Genomic DNA, 22,071 nt, shown 5'->3' on the forward strand with positions numbered 1-22,071 from the left:
ACGCAATTTATCTGAAATGCGGTTAAACTCAAGTGATCATACCCAGACGCTAAGCGACCATAGTTGCTTGCACCTCATTACGCATCTTAGGCGGGCGCCCGAGACGAACAATTCGCTTACTCACGAACGGTTCTGGCGCAGCCAGGACAGGCCAACCTGCTGGGCTCAGCGAATTATAGATATTGGGCGCAGTAGAGATGATGTTCTTTTCAATCCTCTCAATCCACTCTCGAAGCAGTCGCCATTCAGGTTTGGTGTAGAGATCAGTAACGATCGGTCGCTTGTGATTGAAAAATCGCGCGTAGATGTTTTCCGGAACATCCAGAGTCACCATCATGGTTCCGAAGCTCCTACGGAGATCGTGATTTGTCAGCTTCGGAATTTCGGCATCCTCCCGAATGACATTCAAGATGTATGTGGAGTCCGAGTAGTGTCCCGTTTTGCAGAACTTACTGCGAGCCGGGAAAACGAACTTTCGCGTCAACGAAGTGGACTCGCCCGCAACAAAAGCTTCAGCGCACAAGGCTTGTCGGCGCCGGAGCAACTCAACCGCAATAGGTCCCAGCGGAAGTCGATGATTCAAGCCGTTCTTCGTTTGATAGAAGAAGATATATGCACCGTACTCCGGACAATCCAACATTACATGACTGGTCTTAAGACGCTGTTCAGGAGTCAATTGCTCGCCCCATTGCGTAGCTCCATGTTCTGACTTGCGGCATCCTAGCAGCAGCTGCAGAATCAAAAAATCTACGGCTGTTTCGTTATCGTTGTACCTCCTTTTCCCCCAGGCGACTTCCAGAAAAGGCCCTAAGGTTGTCGAAGGTCGAAGTGGGTTTCGAACTTGGTTCTCTTGTCGCAACAATTCCAGTTGAGCCGGAGTGCGAAACATCCTATCCAATACCAACACTTCAAATGGATTTGACGTTAGTCGAGGATCGCGTTGCTCACTGCGCGCTGCGAGTTTCTCTTTTTGAATGTACCAATTCACGCAGGTAATCGCATGACGAAACGCTCGCTCTTTTGCGCTTGGATGCGTTTTGACTTCTTCAACGAACTTCTCCGAGATCTCGTCGATAGACAGCTCACAAACCTTTTTGCGAAGCCAACCGTACCCGGCGAACTTGCGAACGTCCACATCGTGTGCCTTCAACGTACTGTCAGATGCTGGCTTGACGGCCCGCGTAGCTAAGTGCCTCTTGTAGAAATCGAACGCCTGCCCGAGTGTAATGTCATTGACGCGTCGCATTCGTTGCTCAACAACCGGGTTCTTGCCGGTCTCCTTCATCACGATCGCCAACCCGGCGGCAACTTCACGTGCGCGAGGGAGCGGCGATTTGCCTCCCACCATGAAGTCCGCCACATCCCCAACTTTCGCAAGCATAGACTTACCATCCACTTTGCGTCGCAGAATAAACGTCTTCTTGCCGGCGACTTTGACACCGAACCCCACCGGTGCCTCCTGGGCCGAGTCATAGACGATGTAAGGTGCCTCTGCCGGGTTGGCTTCGTAGATGATCTGACCTTGTGAATCGATTCCGACTGGACGCTGGTCGATCGACAGGTTCTTGATGAACGGCATTGTGAGGCTGAATTTCATTACGTGTTTCCTTTGCATATAGGTTTGTTAAGTACAGCGCGGTCGGTTTCCCGGTATAATCCGGCGTCCGTATTCCATGCTCCGAGGGGACTAAAATCCCCATCTAAGCTATTGAATATGTTAAACATTTTCAGACCCTATATTTCGCGGGGGACCACGTTTGAAGCGTTTTTCTGCTTTTTTTCGCTAGTCCCCTTTTGGTACACTTTTTGGAGAAGGAACTTTGCGGCAAGTTGCGGAAAGCTGCGGCAAGTTGCGGTACTCAAAAATGTCTAAGCATTTGATTCAACAGACAAAAAACAACAGAACTGAGCAAACCCAATGAGCGCAACCCCTCCCGAAAAATTGACCCCCATGATGCAGCAATACATGGCGATCAAGAACCAGCATCCCGACATGCTGGTGTTCTATCGCATGGGCGACTTCTACGAGCTGTTCTTCGACGACGCCGAAAAGGCCTCGCGCCTGCTCGGCATCACGTTGACGGCGCGCGGCTCGTCGGGCGGGCAGCCGATCAAGATGGCCGGCGTGCCGTTCCACTCGCTGGAGGGCTATCTGGCCAAGCTGGTCAAGATCGGCGAGTCGTGCGCGATCTGCGAGCAGATCGGCGATCCGGCCACGAGCAAGGGGCCGGTCGAGCGCAAGGTGATGCGCGTGGTCACGCCGGGCACGCTGACCGATGCCGACCTGCTGCCGGAAAAGGCCGAGCGCCCGCTGCTGGCGCTGTGCGTGATCGTGCAGCGCAAGGTGGCCACCGCCGGCCTGGCCTGGCTGTCGCTGGCGTCCGGCGCGCTGCGCCTGATGGAGTTCTCGGGCGACACCCACACCGTCAACACGCGCATGCAGCAGGAGCTGGAGCGCATCGCCCCGGCCGAGCTGCTGCGCGGCGATACCGGCGACCTGTTCGAGGAATACACGGCCTGCCACGTCAACCGCGTGCCGGAATGGCATTTCGATGTGGTCAGCGGCCACAAGGCGCTGCTCGATCAACTGAGCGTCGCCACGCTGACCGGCTTCGGCGCCGACGGCCTGGGCGCGGCGTTCGGCGCGGCCGGCGCGCTGCTGCGCTATGCGCAATCGACGCAGGGCCGCGGCCTGCAGCACGTGCGCACGCTGACCACCGAAACGGAAAATGAATTCATCGGCCTCGATGCCGCCACCCGCCGCAACCTGGAGCTGACCGAAACCATCCGCGGCCAGGAGTCGCCGACGCTGTTTTCGCTGCTCGACCACTGCCGCACCGCCATGGGCTCGCGTCTGCTGCGCCACTGGCTGCATCACGCGCGCCGCGATCAGAACCTGGCCCGCTCGCGCCACCAGGCCATCGCCGCGCTGGCGCAGGCCGACGCCACCGGCTCGCTGTCGCACACGCTGGCGCAGGTGCCGGACATCGAACGCATCACCACCCGCATCGCCCTGCTGTCGGCGCGGCCGCGCGACCTGGCCAGCCTGCGCGACGGCCTGACCCAGTTGCCGGCCCTGCGCCACGGCATGCAGCGCGCGCTGACGGACCCGGAGGGCCTGCTGGCCGGCCTCCACGCCGACCTGGCCACGCCGGCCGCCTGCCTGGACCTGCTGCAGCGCGCGGTGATGGCGGAACCGGCCACCATGGTGCGCGACGGCGGCGTGATCGCGCGCGGCTTCGACGCCGAACTCGATGAGCTGCGCGGCCTGTCGGAAAACGCCGGCCAGTTCCTGGTCGATCTGGAGACGCGCGAACGCGCGCGCACCGGCATCGCCAACCTGCGCGTCGAGTACAACAAGGTGCACGGCTTCTACATCGAGGTCACCAACGGCCAGGCCGACAAGGTGCCTGACGACTACCGCCGCCGCCAGACCCTGAAGAACTGCGAGCGTTACATCACGCCGGAACTCAAGGCCTTCGAGGACAAGGCGCTGTCGGCGCAAGACCGCGCGCTGGCGCGCGAGAAGATGCTGTACGACCAGTTGCTGGGCGACCTGGCGCCGTACATCGGCACGCTGCAGTCCATCGCCCGCGCGCTGGCGCAGCTGGACACGCTGACCGCGCTGACCGACCACGCGCTGCGCCACAACTGGTGCGCGCCGGAGCTGGTGGCCACGCCCTGCATCAACATCAAGGAAGGCCGCCACCCGGTGGTGGAAAACCAGATCGAGCGCTTCATCGCCAACGACTGCCGCTTCGTCGACGAGCGCCGCCTGCTGCTGATCACCGGCCCCAACATGGGCGGTAAATCGACCTTCATGCGCCAGGTGGCGCTGATCACGCTGCTGGCCTACATGGGCAGCTATGTGCCGGCGCAGAGCGTGACCATCGGCCCGATCGACCGCATCTTCACCCGCATCGGCGCCACCGACGATCTGGCGGGCGGCCGCTCGACCTTCATGGTGGAGATGACCGAGGCGGCCGCCATCCTCAACGGCGCCACCGAGCATTCGCTGGTGCTGATGGATGAAATCGGCCGCGGCACCTCGACCTTCGACGGCCTGGCGCTGGCCTGGGCCATCGCGCGCCACCTGATCGAGACCAGCCGCAGCTTCTCGCTGTTCGCCACCCACTATTTCGAACTGACGCAGCTGCCGGACAGCCATCCGAGCGCCGCCAACGTGCACCTGTCGGCGGTGGAGCACAAGGACACCATCGTGTTCCTGCACGCGGTGCAGGACGGCCCGGCCTCGCAGAGCTACGGCCTGCAGGTGGCGCAACTGGCCGGCGTGCCGCAGCCGGTGATCAAGGCCGCGCGCAAGCACCTGGCGCGGCTGGAGGCGCAGGCGCTGGACGCGACGCCGCAGCTGGACCTGTTCGCGGCGCCGTCGGTGGACGCCAACGACGAGGAAATCGCCAGCGCACCGGTCGCCGTGAGTCCGGCCATGCAGGAGCTGCTGGCCGCGCTGGACGAGGTCGATCCCGACGCGCTGACCCCGCGCGAGGCGCTGGACCGGCTGTACCAGCTGAAGCGCCTGACGGCGGCCGCGCAGGCATGAGGGGCGCGCCGCGCAGCCGCCATGCGCTGGCCATCGCCATGATGGCGGCAGCGACGGTTGCGCACGCGCAGGCCGCGTTTCAGTTCAGCGTGATCGGCCATCCGCTACAGCAAGGCCGCGACGAGGCGGCGCTCAGGCGCGCGATCGCCGACGCGGCCCAGGGTGCGCCGGCGTTCGTGGTCGCCACCGGCATCAAGGCCGCGTCGGAGCCATGCAGCGACAAGCTGTATGCGCAGCGGCGCGCGCTGCTCAACGAATCGGCCGCGCCGATGATCGTGTCGCTGGCCGGCAGCGACTGGGCGGCCTGCCTGAATTCCGCCGGCCGTTCCAACGCCATCGAGCGTCTGAACCGGCTGCGCGAAGTGTTTTACGTCGATGGCGAATCGCTGGGCGCGCGCCGCATCCAGGTCACGCGGCTGTCCTCCAGCGCCAAGTTCCGCAGCTACGCCGAGAACATGCACTGGGAGTACAACAAGGTGCTGTTCGCCACCATCAATCTGCCGGCGAACAATAACCACTACCTGCCGGCCGCGGGCCGCAACAGCGAATACGAGGACCGGCTGGTGGCCAACCGCGCCTGGCTGCACCGCCTGTTCACGCTGGCCGAACGCCAGAAGATGCACGGCCTGGTGCTGTTCTCGGAAGGCGACGCCAGGGTCACGGTGGACGAGGGCTTCTCGCTGCTGTCCAGCTTCAGCGCGAAACAGGACGGCTTTGCCGAGGTGCGCAAGCAGATCCGCGCGCTGGCGGAAAAATATCAGGGGAAGGTGTTGCTGGTCGATGCCCAGCCGGCCGCCGCCAATGCGGCGGGAGCGGAACCGGCCATCCAGTGGCGCGGCAACCTGGGGCATCTGAACATGGCCGCGGAGTGGGCCGAGGTGCGCGTGACGCCGGGCGCGGCCGCCCTGTTCTCTCTCAAGGGCGGCAGCGACTAGCGCGGGCTTAGTGAATCGGGTGGATGGCGACGTGATCGCCCTCTTCGCCTTCATCGTCGTCATCGTGGTGATGACCGTGGGCGCCGTGCACGTGGCCATGGGCGATTTCCTCTTCGGTGGCTTCACGCACGTCCACCACGTTCAGCGAAAAGCGCAGCGCCATGCCGGCCAGCGGGTGATTGCCGTCCAGGACCACCTTGTCGTCCGCGATGTCGGTCACGGTGAAGATCATGGCTTCCTCTTCGCCGGCTTCGCCGTCGGGCATGCCTTCGAACTGCATACCGACTTCCAGCGGCTCCGGCAGGCGGTTGCGCGGTTCCACTTTCACCAGCGCGGCGTCGTAGTCGCCGAACGCGTCTTCCGGCTCGATCTGGATGATGGAGGAGTAACCGACGTCCTTGCCGTCCAGTTCTTCTTCGATTTTCGGCAGCGTATTCTCATAGCCACCGTGCAGGTAGACCATGGGCTGGCGGCCGTCTTCGATCAGATTGTCCTGGGCATCGGACAGTTTGTAGTTAACAGTCACGACTGTGTTCTTGGCAATCTTCATGGTGCGCATCCTTTCAGTAATTAGCCCCGGATTATACATTGGATCGCAAAAGCGCCGCGGCGGCCAGGGCCGGGCAAACGCGGCGCCGACGGCCCAAGTTATAATGCGGCATGAACAAACTACCTCTCCTCGGCGACATCACGCCTGCGCAGTTCCTGCGCGACTACTGGCACAAGAAGCCACTTCTGATCCGCAATGCAGTCCCCGGCTTCAAGCCGCTGCTCAGCCTCGACGCGCTGGCCAAGCTGGCCGCCACCAACCACGCGGAATCGCGCCTGGTCACCGGCTTCGGCGGCGCATGGGCGATGCAGCACGGCCCGCTGGAAAGCCTGCCGGCGCGCGAGCAGCGCGAGTGGACGCTGCTGGTCCAGGGCGTCAACCTGTTCGACGCCAAGGCCGACGCGCTGCTGCGCCAGTTCCGCTTCATTCCCGATGCCCGCCTGGACGACCTGATGGTCAGCTTCGCCACCGACGGTGGCGGCGTCGGTCCGCACTTCGATTCCTACGACGTGTTCCTGCTGCAGGCACAGGGCCAGCGCCGCTGGCGCATCGGCGCGCAGAAGGACCTGTCGCTGGTCGACGGCCTGCCGCTGAAGATCCTGGCCGACTTCCAGCCGGAAGAGGAATTCGTGCTGAACCCGGGCGACATGCTGTACCTGCCGCCGCATTACGCCCACGACGGCGTCGCCATCGGCGACTGCCAGACCTATTCGATCGGCTTCCGTTCGCCGTCCTACCAGGAGCTGGGCGAAGCCTTCCTGCAGTTCATGGCCGATTCCATCGATCTGCCGGGCCGCTACGCCGACCCCGATCTGAAAGCCGGCGACAAGCCGGCCGAGATCCCGCGCCAGATGCTGACCAGCCTCGCCGAGGAACTGAACAAGGTGCGCTTTACCGAAGAAGACATCACCATCTTCTTCGGCGAGTACATGTCGGAGCCCAAGCACAATGTGTTCTTCACCGGCCCGGCCAAGCCACTCACGGTCGGCAAGTTCGGCGAGGCGGTGATGAAGAAGGGGCTGTCGCTGTCGCGCAAGACGCAGATGCTCTACCGCGGCAAGCACGTGTTCATCAACGGCGAATCGTTCGGCGTCGGCAAGGCCGACAAGGCCACGCTGGAGTTGCTGGCCAATCAGCGCCGCCTGGACGGCGAACAGTTCGCCGCCGCCTCGGACGACGTGCTGGAAGCGCTGTACACCTGGTACCAGGACGGCTGGGTCGAATTAGGCTAAACCACGGAGGCAAGATGGATCGACTGGTGGTTCCCTTCAGTACCCGGGCGGAGTTCCAGATGCATCTGGCCACTTGCCTCTCGCATGCCGAGCACACGCTGCAGATGTTCGACCCCGATTACGACATCTGGGAGCTGGGTCACAGCGGCACCGACGCCGGCCTGCGCCGCTTCCTGCAGAACGGCGGCCGGCTGCAGCTGGCCGCGCACGAAGGCAAGCGGCTGGAACGCGACGCGCCGCGCTTCCTGCGCCTGCTGCGTGACTATGGTCACCTGATCGAAGTGCGCCGCACCAGCAAATCGCTGCGCCAGCTGACCGATTCGTTCTGCATCGCCGACCAGTTCCACATCGTCCGGCGGTTTCACGCCGATCATTTCCGTGGGGAAGCCGCATTTAACAGCCCGCAAGACACGCGGACCAGCCTCGAACGTTTTCTTACAATTTGGTTAGAATCCGGGCCCGGTTTATTAGCAAACTCAACTGGATTGTGAGCCAGTTAAGAGTAGAATGCTTCTGTTCGCTGCGAACACTGGTAGGTACGCCGCAAAAGCCGCGCGCCGAGTCGAAAACTAAATGTTGCGATAACGCAAAATAGTTGAGTGTTAGGCTTGTGGAACTATTGCGATGCACTAAAAATCGCTATAATATTCGGCTAGGAAGTTTCCGTTGTCTGGTTAGCACCTTTTAAAAGAGGTGATCAAGCCTGCGAAGATGACCTAATGAGCGATAATTACCGGTAATTATTAATCGCAACACTGTGTTTAATTTTGAATTAACTAAGGAAAATCCATGAAAAAATCCCTGCTGATCGCCTCCCTGCTGGCTGTTGCTCTGGCTGCTTGCTCGAAGAAAGAAGAAGCGCCTGCTCCAGCACCAGCTCCAGTAGCCGCTCCAGAAGCTGCTGCCCCAGCACCAGCTCCAGCACCAGCTCCAGCAGCTGACGCTGCTGCTCCAGCCGCTGCTACCCCAGCCGCTTCGGACGCTGCCGCTGCTCCAGCCGCTGCTGCTCCAGCTGCTTCGAAGTAATATCAGCTTGAGAAAAAAACCGGCTTGCGAGCCGGTTTTTTTTCGCCTGAAACTTTTAAAAGTTTTGATGCGATAAAAAAAACCGGCTTGCGCCGGTTTTTTTATTATTTCAACTGCTCGTGCAGCAGGGTCAGGATTTTCTCACCGACCGCTGAGGTTTCCGGCTTGCCCGCATTGCTCAATACCTTGACGATACTGGCATTGCCCTCGGCCGCCTTGACGGAGATCCGGTAGCGCTGCGCTTCCTTCTCTTCTTCCGACGACGAGCCCCAGCTGAACAGCTTGCTGAAGAAGCCCTTGGACTCGGCCGCATCGTCGATGTAGCGCACGAAGTACATGCCCTGGGTACGGTCGCGGTCTTCCACCGTGAAGCCGGCGCGGTCCAGCGCCAGGCCGACACGGCGCCAGGCGCGGTCGAAGCCCTCGTCCACCTGCACCGCGCGCTCGGCGCCGCTGCCCACCAGCGAGGCGTGCTGCGGCTGCACGATGGCGCTGTCGACAGCGGTCTTGGCGCCGGCCAGCTGCTCGCCGCCGTTGCCCAGCTTGTTCATCAGGCGCGCCAGGAATTCCGCCTCCAGGCCCGGATCGTTAGGACGCGGCATCCACTTGGTGGTTTCCTTTTCCGAGCCGGTGGCCACTTCCTGCACGCCGCGGTGGCTGATGTAGATCTCGCTGGCGCCATCGGCGCGGCGCTCGATGCGGGTGCGGAACTTGTCGCGCTCGCCGCTCGAATACACCGAGTCGAACACCTTGCCGATGGTGTTGCGGATGAAGTCTTGCGGGATCTTGGCGCGGTTCTCGTTCCACTCGGTTTCCATGATGCCGGCCGCCGGCAGTTCCTGCGACAGCGTGAAGCCGGAATCTTCCCAGAACTTGGTCAGTTGCGGCCACAGCTGTTCAGGGGTCTGCTTGACCACCAGCCAGCGCTGGTTGCCGTCGCGCTCGACCTTGATGTCGTTCAGCGTGGTCTGCACCACGGTGCCGGCCGGCGGCTGGCCGGCCACCACCACTGCGGTGCTGTTCAGGGCGCCGGACTGGGCCGCCTTGGAGGCGTTGTAGCCGGACGCGGTGGCGATGCCGTTGTTCGAATCCGGCAGCGAGTAACGGTTGTCTTTCTGCAGCTGGGTCAGGTCCGGCGGGACGTCCAGCGTGCTGGCCTTCTTGGCCGACTTGTAGTCGACCTTGTCGTTGCCGATTACCGAGCTGATCATGCCGCAACCGGTCAGGCTGGTCATCAAGGCGCCAACCACCAGCGCGCGCTGCGAGGAAATAAAAGCTGTCTTGCGATTAGTCATGTCGTTACTGTTTAAGAAGCTGAAGTGCAGCAAAATGTGATCCGAGTCCAGGTCGGGACGTGTGCTCGATCGCGTTGGGGGTTACAGGACGCCGGCTTCGCGCAGGGCCGAGCGGACGGTGTCGTGGTAGTCCTCGCCCAGTTGCACCAGCGGCAGGCGGATACCGGCCGGCATCTTGCCCATTTCCGCCAGCGCCCACTTGACCGGCACCGGGTTGGGTTCCACGAACAGTTTCTGGTGCAGCGGGAAGACCTTATTGTTCAGCTCGACCGCCCTGGCGATGTCGCCGGCGATCGCCGCCTTGCACATCTCGGCCATGGCGCGCGGCGCCACGTTGGCGGTCACCGAGATATTGCCGGCGCCGCCGGCCAGCATCAGCGCCATCGCGGTCGGATCGTCGCCGGAATACACGGCGAACTCCTTCGGCGCCAGGCGCAGCAGGTCGTAGCCGCGGCCGATGTTGCCGGTGGCATCCTTCACGCCGACGATGTTGCTGATCTGCGCCAGGCGCAGGATGGTGTCGTTGCTCATGTCCGCCACGGTGCGGCCCGGGACGTTGTACAGGATCACCGGCAAGTCCACCGCCTCGGCGATGGCCTTGAAGTGCTGGTACATGCCTTCCTGGGTCGGACGGTTATAGTAAGGAACCACTTGCAGCGTGGCGTCGGCGCCCGCTTCCTTGGCGTAGGTGGTCAGCTTGATCGCCTCGGCGGTCGAATTGGCGCCGGCGCCGGCGATCACCGGGATGCGGCCGGCCACCTTGCTGACGGTCGCCTTGATCAGTGCGCAATGCTCTTCCACGCTCACCGTGGCCGATTCACCGGTGGTGCCGGCGATGACGATGCTGTCCGTGCCCTCGGCGATGTGCCAGTCGATCAGCTGATTCAAACCCTCGAAGTCCAGACTGCCGTCTGCGTGCATCGGGGTGACGATTGCTACGATGCTGCCCTTAATCATAGGAAACCACTGCTAAAAGTATTAAAACAACGATTGTAGTCGATAGGCCGCGCCCGTGGTGCATCCGGGGCGATAAAATCGGCGCTCAAAATGGCGGCAACAGCGCCGCTTCGCGCGGGAAATCAGGCTTCACCGCGCACAGACGTTGCACCATGGCAGCTTTTGGGGTGGCCGTCACGCCATCCTCGAACGCCACCACGCGCAGACCGTGGGCGCGCGCCAGTTCCAGCAGCTCGCCCGGCTGTAGCAGGAAGGCCGGATTCGACGGCTTGCCGAACTGGGCGTTGCCGTCGGCGAAGGTTTCGTAGATCAGCACGCCGTTCGGCGCCAGGCTGGTCAGCATGTCGGCGATCAGCGGGCGGTGCAGGTAATTGGTCACCACGATGCCGGCGAAGCGGTGCGGACCGAAGGCCCAGGCCGCGCCGGCCTCCTCCAGGTCGATGCAGGAGGTGGTGATGCCGGCACCGCAGGCGGCCGCCAGCGCGGCGGGATCGCGGTCGACCGCCACCACTTCATGCCCCAGCGCCGCCATGTGGCGCGCGTGGCGGCCGTTGCCGCAGGCCAGGTCCAGCACGGCGCCGCCGGGCACCAGCGGGGCATAGCGCTGCACCCAGGGGGAGATTTGATCGCTCATGTCTTTACCTGCTTTTACTTAGGTGTAGGCCAGGCCCATGGCTTCGCGCACGTCGCGCATGGTGTCCTGGGCCAGCTTGCGGGCGGCGTCATTGCCGTCGGCGACGATGGCGCGCACCAGCGACGGGTCGTCCAGATACTGCTGGGCGCGCTCGTGCATGGGTTCCTGTTCCTTGATGATGGCGTCGATCACCGGCTGTTTGCACTCGATGCAGCCGATGCCGGCCGACTTGCAGCCTTTGACCACCCATTCCTGCGTCGGCGCGTCCGAATACACCTGGTGAAACTGCCACACCGGGCAACGCTCGGGATCGCCGGCGTCCGAACGGCGCACGCGTGCCGGGTCGGTCGGCATGGTCTTGATCTTCCTGGCGACCGAGTCCTTGTCCTCGCGCAGGGCGATGGCATTGCCGTAGCTTTTGGACATCTTGCGGCCGTCCAGGCCCGGCAGGCGCGACGCCTCGGTCAGCCGGGATTGCGGCTCGACCAGGATCAGCTTGCGGCTGCCTTCGAGGTAGCCGAACAGCCGTTCGCGGTCGCCCATGGACAGGCTTTGGGCATCGTCCAGCATGGCCTTGGCCTGCGCCAGCGCGTCTTCCTTGCCGTGCTGCTGGTATTCGGTGCGCAGTTCGTTGTACAGCCTGGCGCGTTTGCTGCCCAGCTTTTTCACCGCATCCTGGGCTTTTTCCTCGAACCCCTTTTCCTTGCCGTATAAATGATTAAAACGGCGGGCAATTTCGCGCATCATCTCGATATGCGGTACCTGGTCCTCGCCCACCGGCACCTGGCTGGCGCGGTAGATCAGCACGTCGGCCGCCTGCAGCAGCGGATAGCCGAGGAAGCCGTAGGTTGCAAGGTCTTTATTGGCCAGATTCTCGATCTGGTCCTTGTAGGTCGGCACCCGCTCCAGCCAGCCCAGCGGCGTGGCCATGGACAGCAGCAGATGCAGCTCGGCATGCTCGGGCACGCGCGATTGGATGAACAGCGTCGACTGCGAGGGATCGATGCCGGCCGCCAGCCAGTCGATCAGCATGTCCCAGGTGCTGCGCTCGATGAGCGTGGGGTCGTCGTAGTGGGTGGTCAGCGCATGCCAGTCGGCCACGAAGAACAGACAAGGCAGCTCGGTCTGCATCTTGATCCAGTTCTTCAACGCGCCGTGATAATGCCCTAGATGCATGGAGCCCGTGGGACGCATACCGGAAACGACACGATCGGGATACATGGTTCAGGCTCAACTGAAAAGAAGTTGCAGGGGATAGACCAGCAGATGCCAGATGCCCTGCACGAAGTGCATGCCGCGCACCAGGAAACCGGTCAGCACGCCCAGCTGCATCAGCACGATCAGGCCGATGAACACCCACAGGCCATAGCGCTCGATGCGCGCGTACGGCCGCGCCAGCGACATCGGCAGGATGCCGGTGACGATGCGGCCGCCGTCCAGCGGCGGCAGCGGAATCAGGTTGAACACGCACATGGCCGAATTCACGCCCCAGCCGGCCTGCGCCATCTTGGCGAAAAAGTCGTCCGGGCTGAGGCCGAACACCTGGATCAGGATCACCCACAGGATGGTCCAGGCCAGGCCCATGGCGAAGTTGGCGGCCGGGCCGGCGGCGGCCACGAAAGCCATCTGCTTCTTGGGATTGCGCAGGCGGCCGTAATCGACCGGCACCGGCTTGGCGAAGCCCAGCGCCGGCAGGCTCAGCAGGCTGAGCACCAGCGGCAGGATCACGGTGCCGAACGGATCGATGTGCTTGAGCGGATTGGCGGTCAGGCGGCCGAGGTCGGCGGCGGTGGAGTCGCCGAAATAGCGGGCGACGTATCCATGTGCGGCTTCATGCAGGGAAATTGCAAAAAGAACAGGGATGATGTAGACCGTGATGGTCTGGATAATACTGTCGGTTTCGTTCATGGACGGGATTTTACCAGAGGCGCGCGGCCTGCCTTCGCGGGCCATCGGAGGCCGGCCCGCTTGCCTGATGTGGGGAACGCTTGCTCAGAGGCCGAACACGCTGGCGTCGCCGCCGCCCTGGCGCACCAGCAGCGCCGCGGCGCCGGTCAGGTCGATCACGGTGGTCGGCTGCATGCTGCAAGCGCCGCCGTCGATGATCAGTTCCAGCTGCTTGCCCAGCCGCGCGCAGATCTCGTCGGCGTCGTTCAGCGGCTCCTGTTCGCCCGGCAGGATCAGCGTGGTGCCCAGCAGCGGCTGCTGCAACTCTTCCAGCAGCGCATGCATGATGGTGTCTTCCGGCACCCGCAGGCCGATGGTCTTGCGCGACGGATGGCTGAGCCGGCGCGGCACGCACTTGGTCGCCTCGAGAATGAAGGTGAACGGCCCCGGCGTGGCCGCCTTCAACAGGCGGAATTGCTGGTTGTCCACGCGTGCGTACACGCCCAGCTCGCTCAAATCGCGGCACAGCAGGGTCAGATGGTGTTTCTCGTCGATGCCGCGGATGCGCCGCAGGCGCTCGACGGCGGCCTTGTCGTCCAGGTGGCACACCAGCGCGTAGCAGGAATCGGTCGGCACGGCGACGATGCCGCCGCCGTGGATGATCTGCGCCGCCTGCTTGATCAGGCGCGGCTGGGGATTGACGGGGTGGACCTGGAAGAATTGGCTCATACCTTATTGTACGGCACGCAACGCCGCGATACGCTGTTCGAATGGCGGATGGGTGGAAAACAGCGCGCTCCAGCCGCCGCCGTTGGTGATTCCCGAGGCGGCCAGCGTCTGCGGCAGCGCGCCCGGCTCCATGCCGTTCAGGCGCGCCAGCGCATGCTGCATCGGCAAGGCGCTGCCCAGCAGCCTGGCGGAACCGGCGTCGGCGCGAAATTCGCGCTGGCGCGAGAACCAGGCCACGATCAGCGAGGCCAGCAGACCGAACACGATCTCGCAGACGAACACGGTAATCATATAGCCGATGCCGGGGCCGCGCCGTTCCTCGTTCCTGTTCAACAAGTTGTCGACGAAGAAGCCGACCACGCGCGCCAGGAACACCACGAAGGTGTTGGTCACGCCCTGGATCAGGGTCATGGTCACCATGTCGCCGTTGGCGATGTGCGCCACCTCGTGGCCGAGCACGGCCTCGATTTCATCGCGGTTCATGCCGTCCAGCAGGCCGGTGGAGACCGCCACCAGGGCGGAGTTCTTGAACGCGCCGGTGGCGAAGGCGTTCGGCTCGCCCTGGTAGATGGCCACTTGCGGCATGCCGATGCCGGCGCGCTCGGCCAGGGTTTTGACGGTGTTCACCAGCCACAGCTCGGTGGACGAGGACGGCGTATCGATCACGCGCGCGCCGGTCGACCATTTGGCCATGGGCTTGCTGATCAGCAGCGAAAAGATGGCGCCGGTAAAGCCCACCACCAGCGAGAACGCCAGCAGGCTGCCCAGCTGCAGGGTACTGCCCGATCCCGGCCGGCCGATACCCAGCAGCGACAGGACGATGGACAACACCACCATCACGGCCAGATTGGTGGCGATAAACAGGACGATGCGTTTCATGGAGGTCTCCGGTACAGGCAACAATTTGCCAGAATCATAAGGTAAGACCAGCGCAACGCAAAATCAAGCCGGCAGGCGGCGGTAATCGCTCGGCGATATTACCGCCCGAGGTCAGAACCAGTCGTGCCAGACCGGCTTCACATTGGCCGGCAGCGGCGGCAGCGCGGCGAAGTCCACCCGCGATTCGCCCGGCGCATGGAAATCGGTGCCGCGCGAGGCCAGGAAACCGTAGGCATTGGCCAGCTGCGCATACACGGGATATTGATCCGGCGTGTGGCTGCCGGTCACCACCTCGATGGCGGCGCCGCCCAATTGCTTGAATTCATCGAACAACTCGCCCTGCGCCAATTGTGAGAAGCGGTAGCGCCCCGGATGCGCGATCACGGCGATGCCGCCGGCGCCGCGTATCCAGTTGACCGACTGCTCCAGCGTCGCCCAGCAGTGCGGCACGTAGCCGGGCTTGCCTTCGCACAGATATTTCTTGAACACTTCCGACGTATTGGCGCAGACGCCGATTTCCACCAGATAGCGCGCAAAGTGGGTGCGCGACATCAAATCGGGATTGCCGACATATTTCAGCGCGCCTTCATAGGCATCGGGAATGCCGGCCGCCTCCAGCTGGCGGGCGATCTCGTGCCCGCGGCTGTCGCGGCCGGAGCGGGTGCAGGCCAGACCCTCGACCAGCGCCGGATTGGTTTCATCCAGCTGCAAGCCGACGATGTGCACCGTCTCGTTGGCCCAGGTGATGGAAATTTCCACGCCGCTCACGAAACGCATACCCTGCGCCTGCGCGGCGGCGCGCGCGGCCGCAACGCCGCTGACCTCGTCGTGGTCGGTCAGCGCCCAGACGTCAACGCCGGCCTTGCCGGCGTACTCCGCCACGGCGGCGGGCGCCAGGACACCATCGGAAACGTTGGAATGACAATGCAGATCGACTTTCATAACTGACATTGTACGCTGCCTGAGGGATTTATACGCACGCTTAGTTGGCGAGGAATTCTTCTATCATCTGCGCCAGCGCAAGCGGCTGGTCGTGGTGCAGCATGTGGCCGGCGTCATGCACCGTCTTGCAGGTGACATCGCGCAGGTGCGCCAGACGCCGCTCCAGTTCGACGCGGCCGGCCGGTTTGGCGCCCATCCAGTCCCACATATTGGTCTGGTCGGCTTCCACCCACAGCACCGGCGCGGTGATCGCCTGCCAGCAGGCCATCACATCATCGACGTGGTAGGGCAGCGGCCCGGCCTGCTTGTGCACCGGATCGCCCAGAATTTCCCACGCGCCGGCATCGTTCTGCGCCGACCAGTGCCGGGCCAGGAACGCGGCCTTGTCGTCGCTGAGACGCGGATTGGTCTTTTGCAGGCGGGCGGCCACCGCCGCCTGGCTCGGATAGGTGCGCATTTCCGGCTTTTCCAGCAGGCTGTCCAGCCACTTTGCGTAGCGGCCGGGCGTCTGCTCGGGTCGCGCGCCACGCAGGCCCGGCCCTTCCAGATTGATCAGCTTGCGGATGCGCTCGGGTCGCGCACCGGCATACAGGCCGACCACGTTGCCGCCCATGCTGTGGCCCAGCAGATAAACCGCCCGCTCCGGCGAATAATGGCGCAGGATGGCGTCCAGGTCGGCCAGATAATCGGGGAACCAGTAAGTGTCCAGGCCGCTGCGCTGCGACAGGCCGAAACCGCGCCAGTCCGGCGCGATCACATGCCATTCGCCCTGCAAGGCGTCGACCACGAACTGGAACGAAGCGCCCACGTCCATCCAGCCATGCAGCATGAACAGCTTGGGCGCGCCCGCGTTGCCCCAGTGGCGCACATGGTAACGCAGGCCGCGGATGGTCAGGAACTCGGATCGGGACGGTTTGTGGGTCATGACGCTCTCTGCCTTGAAATTGACGCGGCCGGCGCCATATCGGATGCTTGCCAGCCGCAAGGGCAATAATAGCACGACCGTTCGCTGGCAACGCAAGCGTAAAATAGTGCCATCCCGCCATTAACCACTCAGCTTCCAATGTCAATATACCAACTGGGCGATCACGCGCCCGAGATCGCGGCATCCTCATTCGTTGCGGACAATGCCACCGTGATAGGCAAGGTCACGCTCGGCGAGCACAGCTCGGTGTGGTACGGCGCCACCCTGCGCGGCGACAACGAGCGCATCACCATCGGCGCCCACAGCAATGTGCAGGAAGGCACGGTGATGCACACGGACATCGGCTACCCGCTGACCGTGGGCGAGCATGTGACCATCGGCCACCAGGCCATGCTGCACGGCTGCACCATCGGCGACGGTGCGCTGGTCGGCATCCAGGCCGTGATCCTGAATGGCGCGCGCATCGGCAAGGGCTGCCTGGTCGGCGCCGGCGCGCTGGTCACCGAAGGCAAGGAATTCCCCGACCACGCGCTGATCATCGGCGCGCCGGCCAAGGTGGCGCGCCAGCTGACGGCGGAGGAAGTGGCCGGCCTGCTGCGCAGCGCCGACAGCTATGTGCAGCGCGGACAACTGTTCAAGACGCAACTTAAAAAGATCGGATAAACAATGAGCATCACCACTCAGGACACCCTGCAGAAATTCATCTTCGAGAACGCTGCCGTGCGCGGCGAGCTGATCGACATCTCCGCCACCTGGCGCGAGGTGCTGGCGCGCCACCACTATCCCGCCCCGGTCAAGAAAATGCTGGGCCACATGGTGTCGGCGGCGGCGCTGCTGTCGGCCAACCTGAAGTTCGACGGCGCCATCGTCATGCAGATCCATGGCGACGGGCCGGTGCGTCTGCTGGTGGTCGAGTGCGACGCCGAGCTGCGCCTGCGCGCCACCGCCAAGCTCAACCCGGACGCCACGATCGCCGACGACGCCGACCTGACCGCGCTGGTGAATCAGCATGGCAAGGGCCGCTTTGTCATCACCCTGGACCCGACCGAAAAAGTGCCGGGCCAGCAGCCCTACCAGGGCGTGGTGCCGCTGGACGGCGGCGAGGTGGCGACCGTGATCGAAAACTACATGCTGCGCTCGGAACAGCTGGACACCAAGCTGTGGCTGGCGGCCGACGACAACGTCGCGCGCGGCCTGCTGCTGCAAAAACTGCCGTATCACGGCGGCAAGGCGGAAGCGACGCCGGTCAGCGCCGAAGACGCGCTGGAAACCTGGAACCGCGCCGTGGTGCTGGGCTCCACGCTGAAAGAGCAGGAACTGCTGGACACCACCATCGACGTGCTGATGCAGCGCCTGTTCTGGGAAGAGACCATCCGCGTGTTCGATCCGCTGCATCCGCAATTCCATTGCAGCTGCACGCGCGAGAAGGTCGGCAACATGCTGAAGATGCTGGGCCGCGAAGAAATCGAAAGCGTGGTGGCGGAACAGGGCCACGTCGGTGTGAACTGCGATTTCTGCGGCAAGCACTACGAGTACGACAAGGTCGATTGCGCGCAGTTATTCGCCAGCAGCGATCCGGTCGAAACCCTGATCCCCGCCGGCGAAGCCAAGCACTAAGTTTTTTCCTGGGCGTAGCGCTGTGCCAGCACGGCGCATACCATCAGCTGCAGCTGGTGGAACAACATCAGCGGCAGCACCACGGCGCCCAGCGCGCTGCCGGCGAACAGCACCTTGGCCATCGGCACGCCGCTGGCCAGGCTCTTCTTGGAACCGCAGAACACGATCGCAATCCGGTCCTCGCGGTTGAATCCCAGCCGCCGCGCCAGCTGCGAACTGATCCCCATCACCAGCGCCAGCAGCAGCGCGCTGATCAACAGCAGCCCGGCCAGCGTGCCCCACGACACCTGGTGCCACAAGCCCTGCCCCACCGATTCGCTGAATGCCGTGTACACCACCAGCAGGATCGAGCCCTGATCGACCATGCGCGTCAGCGGCTTGTGCTTTTCCACCCAGGCGCCGATCCAGCGCCGCGCCACCTGGCCGGCGATGAACGGCAACAGCAGCTGCAAGGCAATCTGCAAGGCCGATTCCAGCGGCGAACCACCCTGCATCTGCGCCGACGTCAGCAGGCCGACCAGCACCGGCGTGATAAAGATGCCCAGCAGATTCGACGCCGACGCGCTGCAAATCGCCGCCGGCACGTTGCCGCGCGCGGCCGCCGTGAAGGCGATCGACGATTGCACCGTCGACGGCAGCATGCACAGGAACAGGATGCCCAGGTACAGGTCCGGTGTCACCAGCGGCGTCAGGATGGGTTTCAGCACCAGTCCCAGCAGCGGAAACAGCGCGAAGGTGCACAGCAACACCAGCAGATGCAAACGCCAGTGCGTGATGCCGGCAATCACCGCCTCGCGCGACAGCTTGGCGCCGTGCAGGAAGAACAGCAGGCTCACCGCCACGTGGGTGATGTTGTTGAAGATGACGGCGCCTTCGCCGTAGCAGGGAAACACGCTGGCCGCGATCACCGTGGCGATCATGGCCAGGGTGAAATTGTCCGGCAAAAAACGCGGGCGCCGCATCATCAGGGACACTTCAGTTCCAGCACATCGATCCCGCCCAGCGTGTTGGCCGAACCGGCGCTGCGGATCAAATCCACGCGCTCTTCACAGCTGCTACGCAGCAGGCGCGGATAAGCACGGCTGCAAGGCGTGACCGTATCGCCGGGATTGGCCGCGCTACAGTAAAAGCCTTCCGCCTGCATGCGCACCATCGCCTGGTCCATCGACATGCCGGGCTTGATCACCCCATTCACAAAATTGCCCAGCTTGGACTGGCCGGTGCTAGCACAGGCCGACAACACCAATGGCAAAGCCAACAACAAAATGCGACGCATCGTTACACCTCCGTAATTTCCAGACAGCAGTTTAACCCACGCGCGTCATGATCCGGTAACACTGCGCCCCTATCATCCGCGAGTTGTTAATTCTTCCAACTTGCATCCAAGGTAAACATGAACAAGAAAATATCCGCAGTGTGCTTCGCCGCGCTGAGCTTCCCTATGCTGGCCATGGCCGCCAATGTGGCCGCCGCCGTCGCCGACATGGCTGACACCCCAGCCGCCGCCACTGCCGATAGCGCGAGCGCCGACGCCGACACGGCCGGCGCCGCCGCCGCGCCGATCGCCACCGTCGAAGTCGCCACCCGCAAGACCCGCTCGTCGGTGGAAATGAACAAGTCCGACATGCAGAAAATCCTGCCCGGCATTAACCCGCTGAAGGCACTGCAAACCCTGCCTGGCGTCAGCTTCCAGACCGCCGACCCATGGGGCAACAACGAACAAAACCTGTCGCTGTTCATCCATGGCTTCAGCGGCCAGCAACTGGGCTATACCATGGACGGCGTGCCGCTGGGCGACCAGCAGTACGGCAACTACAACGGCCTGTCGCCACAGCGCGCCATCACCAGCGAAAACGTCGGCAGCGTGATCCTGTCGACCGGTGCCGGCGACCTGGCGACCGCCTCCACCAGCAACCTGGGCGGCACCATCGAGACCTTCTCCAGCAACCCGCTGAGCACCCGCAACCTGGCCGTGCAGCAGACCGTCGGCAGCTACAAGACCTCGCGCACCTTCCTGCGCTACGACACCGGCAACTTCGGCGAGGGCAACAGCGCCTACATCTCGGCCGTGCACCACGAGCAGAAAGCCTGGGACTTCAACGGCCGCCAGGGCGGCGACCAGGTCAACGCCAAGTTCGTCAACAGCGGCGCCAACGGCAAGCTGAGCCTGTACTTCGCCTATTCGGACAAGATCGAGCCGAACGAAGACAGCACCGTGCGCTCGGCCAGTGAAAAATTCCAGCCTTACACCCGTCCTTTCACCTACCCCGACTTCCAGCAGGCGCTGGGCTACCTGTCGGCCACCGGCGCCACGCCCGCCGCGGACGGCAACAACTACCGCAACTACTACAGCGACGCGCAGCGTACCGACTACCTGACCTACGCCAAGTACGACTGGAACATCAGCGACAGCACCACCTGGTCCAACCAGATCTACTACCACAATGACGACGGCGTCGGCGTGGTGGCCGGTCCGATCGGCGTGGCCGGCCTGCCGGCGCTGTTCGCGGTGTACTTCCCTGGCCAGAACCTGAAACAGGTGTTCGGCAACTCGGGCTACGCCACCCGTACCACCGAATACGAAATCAACCGCGGCGGCTGGCTGTCCACGTTGCGCAGCGAAATCGGCAACCACAACCTGCAAGCCGGCATCTGGCTCGAGCACAACCGCTCGTCGGCCTACCGCCGCTGGTATGCGCTGGACGTGAACCATCCGAGCTCGCCATACGACCGCCCGAGCAATCCGCTGATCACCCAGTACGGCAGCGAGATCGACAACAAGGTGGCCCAGCTGCACCTGCAGGACGAGTGGCACTTCCGTCCGGACATGGTGTTGCAGGCCGGCTTCAAATCCAGCCTGCAGTTTGCCGACGGCCAGTTCCCGGTGCAGCCGAAGAACGGCGCCATCGCCGGCTCCACCGCGCTACCGGTCGGCACCATCGACACCAAGAAATGGTTCCTGCCGCAGATCGGCGGCCGCTGGGACATCAGCAGCAGCGACCAGGCCTTCTTCAACGTGCAGAAGAACATGCGCCAGTTCGTTACCTACGGCGGTGGCGGCGTGTCGCCATGGAGCCTGTCGAGCCAGCCCGCGTTCGACCTGTTCAAGGCCACCGCCAAGCCGGAAACCTCGGTCACCTACGAAGCCGGCCTGCGCACCCGGCATGACCTGAACTGGGGCACCCTCAGCGGCTTCGACGGCCAACTGAACGTCTACCACGTCGACTTCAAGGACCGCCTGCTGTCGATCAGCCCGACCTCGGTGATCTCGTCCATCATCGGCGGCAACCTGGCCGTGCTGACCAACGTCGGCAGCGTCAAGACCAACGGCGTCGACCTCTCGGCCACCCTGCACTTCGGCCGCCACTTCTCGCTGTACAACGCGCTGTCGTACAACGACTCCAAGTACGACGACAACTACACCAGCGGCAAGGACATCGTCCAGACCGCCGGCAAGAAAGTGCCGGGCAGCCCGGAATGGATGGACAAATTCGTCGCCACCGCCACCGTGGCCGACACCGAGTTCCAGTTGATCGGCGACTACGTCGGCAAGCGCTACGCCACCTATACCAACGACCTGCACGTCTCGAGCTACTTCCTGATGAGCCTGGGCGTCTCGGGCAAGCTGCCATTCCTGAATGGCGGCTGGGTGAAGAACGCGCGCTACCGCCTGAACGTCAGCAACCTGACCGACCGCCAGGGCGACCTCAACGTGGTGGTCGGCGCGGCCAGCGGCACGTACAATACCTTCCCGATTGCACCACGTCAGGGCTTCCTGACTTTGATGGCGGACTTCTGATGAACAAACTGATCTTGCCCACGCGGCTGTCGCGCCGCGGCTTTATCCAGACGGCGGCGGTGGCCGCCGGCACCGCCGGCGCCGCGCTGCTGCTGCCGGGCGC

General features: G+C 63.4%; 22 protein-coding genes. 9 read left to right on the forward strand and 13 right to left on the reverse strand.

The window, feature by feature from the left end:
- Window positions 1-49 precede the first annotated feature (49 nt).
- Window positions 50-1,597: a tyrosine-type recombinase/integrase gene (locus tag E4L98_RS17795; RefSeq protein WP_167761366.1), complete on the reverse strand. Its 1,548-nt coding sequence runs from the start codon at window positions 1,595-1,597 to the stop codon at window positions 50-52.
- A 321-nt stretch (window positions 1,598-1,918) separates the two neighbouring features.
- Here E4L98_RS17795 and mutS point away from each other — a divergent pair, with 321 nt between their 5' ends.
- On the forward strand, window positions 1,919-4,561 hold the full coding sequence (gene mutS, locus E4L98_RS17800; protein ID WP_229257435.1) for a DNA mismatch repair protein MutS: 2,643 nt from the start codon (window positions 1,919-1,921) through the stop codon (window positions 4,559-4,561).
- Complete coding sequence (locus E4L98_RS17805; protein ID WP_135202882.1) at window positions 4,558-5,496, forward strand: hypothetical protein; 939 nt, start codon at window positions 4,558-4,560, stop codon at window positions 5,494-5,496. Before mutS ends, E4L98_RS17805 begins: the two co-directional genes overlap by 4 nt.
- A 7-nt stretch (window positions 5,497-5,503) precedes the next feature.
- On the opposite strand, the gene E4L98_RS17810 is transcribed toward E4L98_RS17805, so the two are convergent.
- Window positions 5,504-6,046 (reverse strand): FKBP-type peptidyl-prolyl cis-trans isomerase, encoded by a 543-nt coding sequence (locus tag E4L98_RS17810; protein WP_135202883.1) that lies wholly within the window; start codon window positions 6,044-6,046, stop codon window positions 5,504-5,506.
- Window positions 6,047-6,156: 110 nt separating this feature from the next.
- Between E4L98_RS17810 and E4L98_RS17815 the strand changes: the two genes are divergently transcribed.
- The 3 genes from E4L98_RS17815 to E4L98_RS30760 all read left to right on the forward strand — a co-directional run bounded on the left by E4L98_RS17815 (window position 6,157) and on the right by E4L98_RS30760 (window position 8,304).
- Window positions 6,157-7,278, forward strand: coding sequence for a cupin domain-containing protein (locus E4L98_RS17815; RefSeq protein ID WP_135202884.1), 1,122 nt, complete (start codon window positions 6,157-6,159; stop codon window positions 7,276-7,278).
- Between the two features lie 59 nt (window positions 7,279-7,337).
- Window positions 7,338-7,769 carry a DUF7931 domain-containing protein gene (locus E4L98_RS17820; protein ID WP_229257436.1) on the forward strand — a complete coding sequence of 144 codons (432 nt, stop codon included), beginning with the start codon at window positions 7,338-7,340 and terminating at the stop codon, window positions 7,767-7,769.
- A gap of 298 nt (window positions 7,770-8,067) precedes the next feature.
- A complete protein-coding gene (locus tag E4L98_RS30760; protein WP_135202886.1) occupies window positions 8,068-8,304 on the forward strand; it encodes a hypothetical protein in 237 nt (78 codons plus the stop codon).
- Window positions 8,305-8,408: 104 nt separating this feature from the next.
- On the opposite strand, the gene bamC is transcribed toward E4L98_RS30760, so the two are convergent.
- From bamC to E4L98_RS17870, 9 genes are all read right to left on the reverse strand, one after another.
- Window positions 8,409-9,599: an NlpB/DapX family lipoprotein gene (gene bamC / locus E4L98_RS17830; RefSeq protein WP_229257437.1), complete on the reverse strand. Its 1,191-nt coding sequence runs from the start codon at window positions 9,597-9,599 to the stop codon at window positions 8,409-8,411.
- A gap of 81 nt (window positions 9,600-9,680) precedes the next feature.
- The gene (gene dapA, locus E4L98_RS17835) at window positions 9,681-10,556 is read right to left on the reverse strand and encodes a 4-hydroxy-tetrahydrodipicolinate synthase (RefSeq protein WP_135202887.1); all 876 of its coding nucleotides are present in this window, start codon (window positions 10,554-10,556) and stop codon (window positions 9,681-9,683) included.
- Window positions 10,557-10,641: 85 nt separating this feature from the next.
- The gene (locus tag E4L98_RS17840; protein ID WP_135202888.1) at window positions 10,642-11,190 is read right to left on the reverse strand and encodes a class I SAM-dependent methyltransferase; all 549 of its coding nucleotides are present in this window, start codon (window positions 11,188-11,190) and stop codon (window positions 10,642-10,644) included.
- Between the two features lie 18 nt (window positions 11,191-11,208).
- A complete protein-coding gene (locus E4L98_RS17845) occupies window positions 11,209-12,411 on the reverse strand; it encodes a tryptophan--tRNA ligase (protein ID WP_135202889.1) in 1,203 nt (400 codons plus the stop codon).
- Between the two features lie 9 nt (window positions 12,412-12,420).
- Window positions 12,421-13,098 (reverse strand): site-2 protease family protein, encoded by a 678-nt coding sequence (locus E4L98_RS17850; protein ID WP_135202890.1) that lies wholly within the window; start codon window positions 13,096-13,098, stop codon window positions 12,421-12,423.
- A gap of 84 nt (window positions 13,099-13,182) precedes the next feature.
- Window positions 13,183-13,806, reverse strand: a complete 624-nt coding sequence (locus tag E4L98_RS17855; protein ID WP_135202891.1) for an L-threonylcarbamoyladenylate synthase — start codon at window positions 13,804-13,806, stop codon at window positions 13,183-13,185.
- Between the two features lie 3 nt (window positions 13,807-13,809).
- Window positions 13,810-14,685: a protease HtpX gene (gene htpX, locus E4L98_RS17860; protein ID WP_135202892.1), complete on the reverse strand. Its 876-nt coding sequence runs from the start codon at window positions 14,683-14,685 to the stop codon at window positions 13,810-13,812.
- Window positions 14,686-14,796: 111 nt separating this feature from the next.
- Window positions 14,797-15,636: a 3',5'-nucleoside bisphosphate phosphatase gene (locus E4L98_RS17865; RefSeq protein WP_135202893.1), complete on the reverse strand. Its 840-nt coding sequence runs from the start codon at window positions 15,634-15,636 to the stop codon at window positions 14,797-14,799.
- Between the two features lie 31 nt (window positions 15,637-15,667).
- On the reverse strand, window positions 15,668-16,552 hold the full coding sequence (locus tag E4L98_RS17870; protein WP_135202894.1) for an alpha/beta fold hydrolase: 885 nt from the start codon (window positions 16,550-16,552) through the stop codon (window positions 15,668-15,670).
- Between the two features lie 138 nt (window positions 16,553-16,690).
- Here E4L98_RS17870 and E4L98_RS17875 point away from each other — a divergent pair, with 138 nt between their 5' ends.
- Both E4L98_RS17875 and hslO read left to right on the forward strand, forming a co-directional pair.
- Window positions 16,691-17,215 (forward strand): gamma carbonic anhydrase family protein, encoded by a 525-nt coding sequence (locus E4L98_RS17875; protein ID WP_135202895.1) that lies wholly within the window; start codon window positions 16,691-16,693, stop codon window positions 17,213-17,215.
- 3 nt (window positions 17,216-17,218) lie between these two features.
- Window positions 17,219-18,169 carry an Hsp33 family molecular chaperone HslO gene (gene hslO / locus E4L98_RS17880; protein WP_135202896.1) on the forward strand — a complete coding sequence of 317 codons (951 nt, stop codon included), beginning with the start codon at window positions 17,219-17,221 and terminating at the stop codon, window positions 18,167-18,169.
- On the opposite strand, the gene E4L98_RS17885 is transcribed toward hslO, so the two are convergent.
- Both E4L98_RS17885 and E4L98_RS17890 read right to left on the reverse strand, forming a co-directional pair.
- The gene (locus E4L98_RS17885; RefSeq protein WP_135202908.1) at window positions 18,166-19,131 is read right to left on the reverse strand and encodes a bile acid:sodium symporter family protein; all 966 of its coding nucleotides are present in this window, start codon (window positions 19,129-19,131) and stop codon (window positions 18,166-18,168) included. The two genes, hslO and E4L98_RS17885, sit on opposite strands and share 4 nt — an antisense overlap.
- Window positions 19,132-19,133: 2 nt before the next feature.
- Window positions 19,134-19,445: a hypothetical protein gene (locus tag E4L98_RS17890; protein WP_135202897.1), complete on the reverse strand. Its 312-nt coding sequence runs from the start codon at window positions 19,443-19,445 to the stop codon at window positions 19,134-19,136.
- A 117-nt stretch (window positions 19,446-19,562) separates the two neighbouring features.
- Here E4L98_RS17890 and E4L98_RS17895 point away from each other — a divergent pair, with 117 nt between their 5' ends.
- Entirely contained in the window at window positions 19,563-21,968 is a 2,406-nt protein-coding gene (locus tag E4L98_RS17895) for a TonB-dependent receptor (RefSeq protein WP_205746764.1), read from the forward strand.
- A partial coding sequence (locus tag E4L98_RS17900) for a twin-arginine translocation signal domain-containing protein (RefSeq protein ID WP_135202898.1) occupies window positions 21,968-22,071 on the forward strand: 104 nt, incomplete at its 3' end. The genes E4L98_RS17895 and E4L98_RS17900, both read left to right, overlap by 1 nt.

This window comes from Duganella callida (assembly GCF_004614165.1).
Classification (GTDB): Bacteria; Pseudomonadota; Gammaproteobacteria; order Burkholderiales; family Burkholderiaceae_D; genus Rugamonas; species Rugamonas callida.

What these genes read in the sequence shown, in the direction of transcription:
- E4L98_RS17795 (WP_167761366.1), bottom strand. Translation starts at nt 1,597, where the DNA reads ATGAAATTCAGCCTCACAATGCCGTTCATCAAGAACCTGTCGATCGAC.
- mutS (WP_229257435.1), top strand. Translation starts at nt 1,919, where the DNA reads ATGAGCGCAACCCCTCCCGAAAAATTGACCCCCATGATGCAGCAATAC.
- E4L98_RS17805 (WP_135202882.1), top strand. Translation starts at nt 4,558, where the DNA reads ATGAGGGGCGCGCCGCGCAGCCGCCATGCGCTGGCCATCGCCATGATG.
- E4L98_RS17810 (WP_135202883.1), bottom strand. Translation starts at nt 6,046, where the DNA reads ATGAAGATTGCCAAGAACACAGTCGTGACTGTTAACTACAAACTGTCC.
- E4L98_RS17815 (WP_135202884.1), top strand. Translation starts at nt 6,157, where the DNA reads ATGAACAAACTACCTCTCCTCGGCGACATCACGCCTGCGCAGTTCCTG.
- E4L98_RS17820 (WP_229257436.1), top strand. Translation starts at nt 7,338, where the DNA reads ATGCATCTGGCCACTTGCCTCTCGCATGCCGAGCACACGCTGCAGATG.
- E4L98_RS30760 (WP_135202886.1), top strand. Translation starts at nt 8,068, where the DNA reads ATGAAAAAATCCCTGCTGATCGCCTCCCTGCTGGCTGTTGCTCTGGCT.
- bamC (WP_229257437.1), bottom strand. Translation starts at nt 9,599, where the DNA reads ATGACTAATCGCAAGACAGCTTTTATTTCCTCGCAGCGCGCGCTGGTG.
- dapA (WP_135202887.1), bottom strand. Translation starts at nt 10,556, where the DNA reads ATGATTAAGGGCAGCATCGTAGCAATCGTCACCCCGATGCACGCAGAC.
- E4L98_RS17840 (WP_135202888.1), bottom strand. Translation starts at nt 11,190, where the DNA reads ATGAGCGATCAAATCTCCCCCTGGGTGCAGCGCTATGCCCCGCTGGTG.
- E4L98_RS17845 (WP_135202889.1), bottom strand. Translation starts at nt 12,411, where the DNA reads ATGTATCCCGATCGTGTCGTTTCCGGTATGCGTCCCACGGGCTCCATG.
- E4L98_RS17850 (WP_135202890.1), bottom strand. Translation starts at nt 13,098, where the DNA reads ATGAACGAAACCGACAGTATTATCCAGACCATCACGGTCTACATCATC.
- E4L98_RS17855 (WP_135202891.1), bottom strand. Translation starts at nt 13,806, where the DNA reads ATGAGCCAATTCTTCCAGGTCCACCCCGTCAATCCCCAGCCGCGCCTG.
- htpX (WP_135202892.1), bottom strand. Translation starts at nt 14,685, where the DNA reads ATGAAACGCATCGTCCTGTTTATCGCCACCAATCTGGCCGTGATGGTG.
- E4L98_RS17865 (WP_135202893.1), bottom strand. Translation starts at nt 15,636, where the DNA reads ATGTCAGTTATGAAAGTCGATCTGCATTGTCATTCCAACGTTTCCGAT.
- E4L98_RS17870 (WP_135202894.1), bottom strand. Translation starts at nt 16,552, where the DNA reads ATGACCCACAAACCGTCCCGATCCGAGTTCCTGACCATCCGCGGCCTG.
- E4L98_RS17875 (WP_135202895.1), top strand. Translation starts at nt 16,691, where the DNA reads ATGTCAATATACCAACTGGGCGATCACGCGCCCGAGATCGCGGCATCC.
- hslO (WP_135202896.1), top strand. Translation starts at nt 17,219, where the DNA reads ATGAGCATCACCACTCAGGACACCCTGCAGAAATTCATCTTCGAGAAC.
- E4L98_RS17885 (WP_135202908.1), bottom strand. Translation starts at nt 19,131, where the DNA reads ATGCGGCGCCCGCGTTTTTTGCCGGACAATTTCACCCTGGCCATGATC.
- E4L98_RS17890 (WP_135202897.1), bottom strand. Translation starts at nt 19,445, where the DNA reads ATGCGTCGCATTTTGTTGTTGGCTTTGCCATTGGTGTTGTCGGCCTGT.
- E4L98_RS17895 (WP_205746764.1), top strand. Translation starts at nt 19,563, where the DNA reads ATGAACAAGAAAATATCCGCAGTGTGCTTCGCCGCGCTGAGCTTCCCT.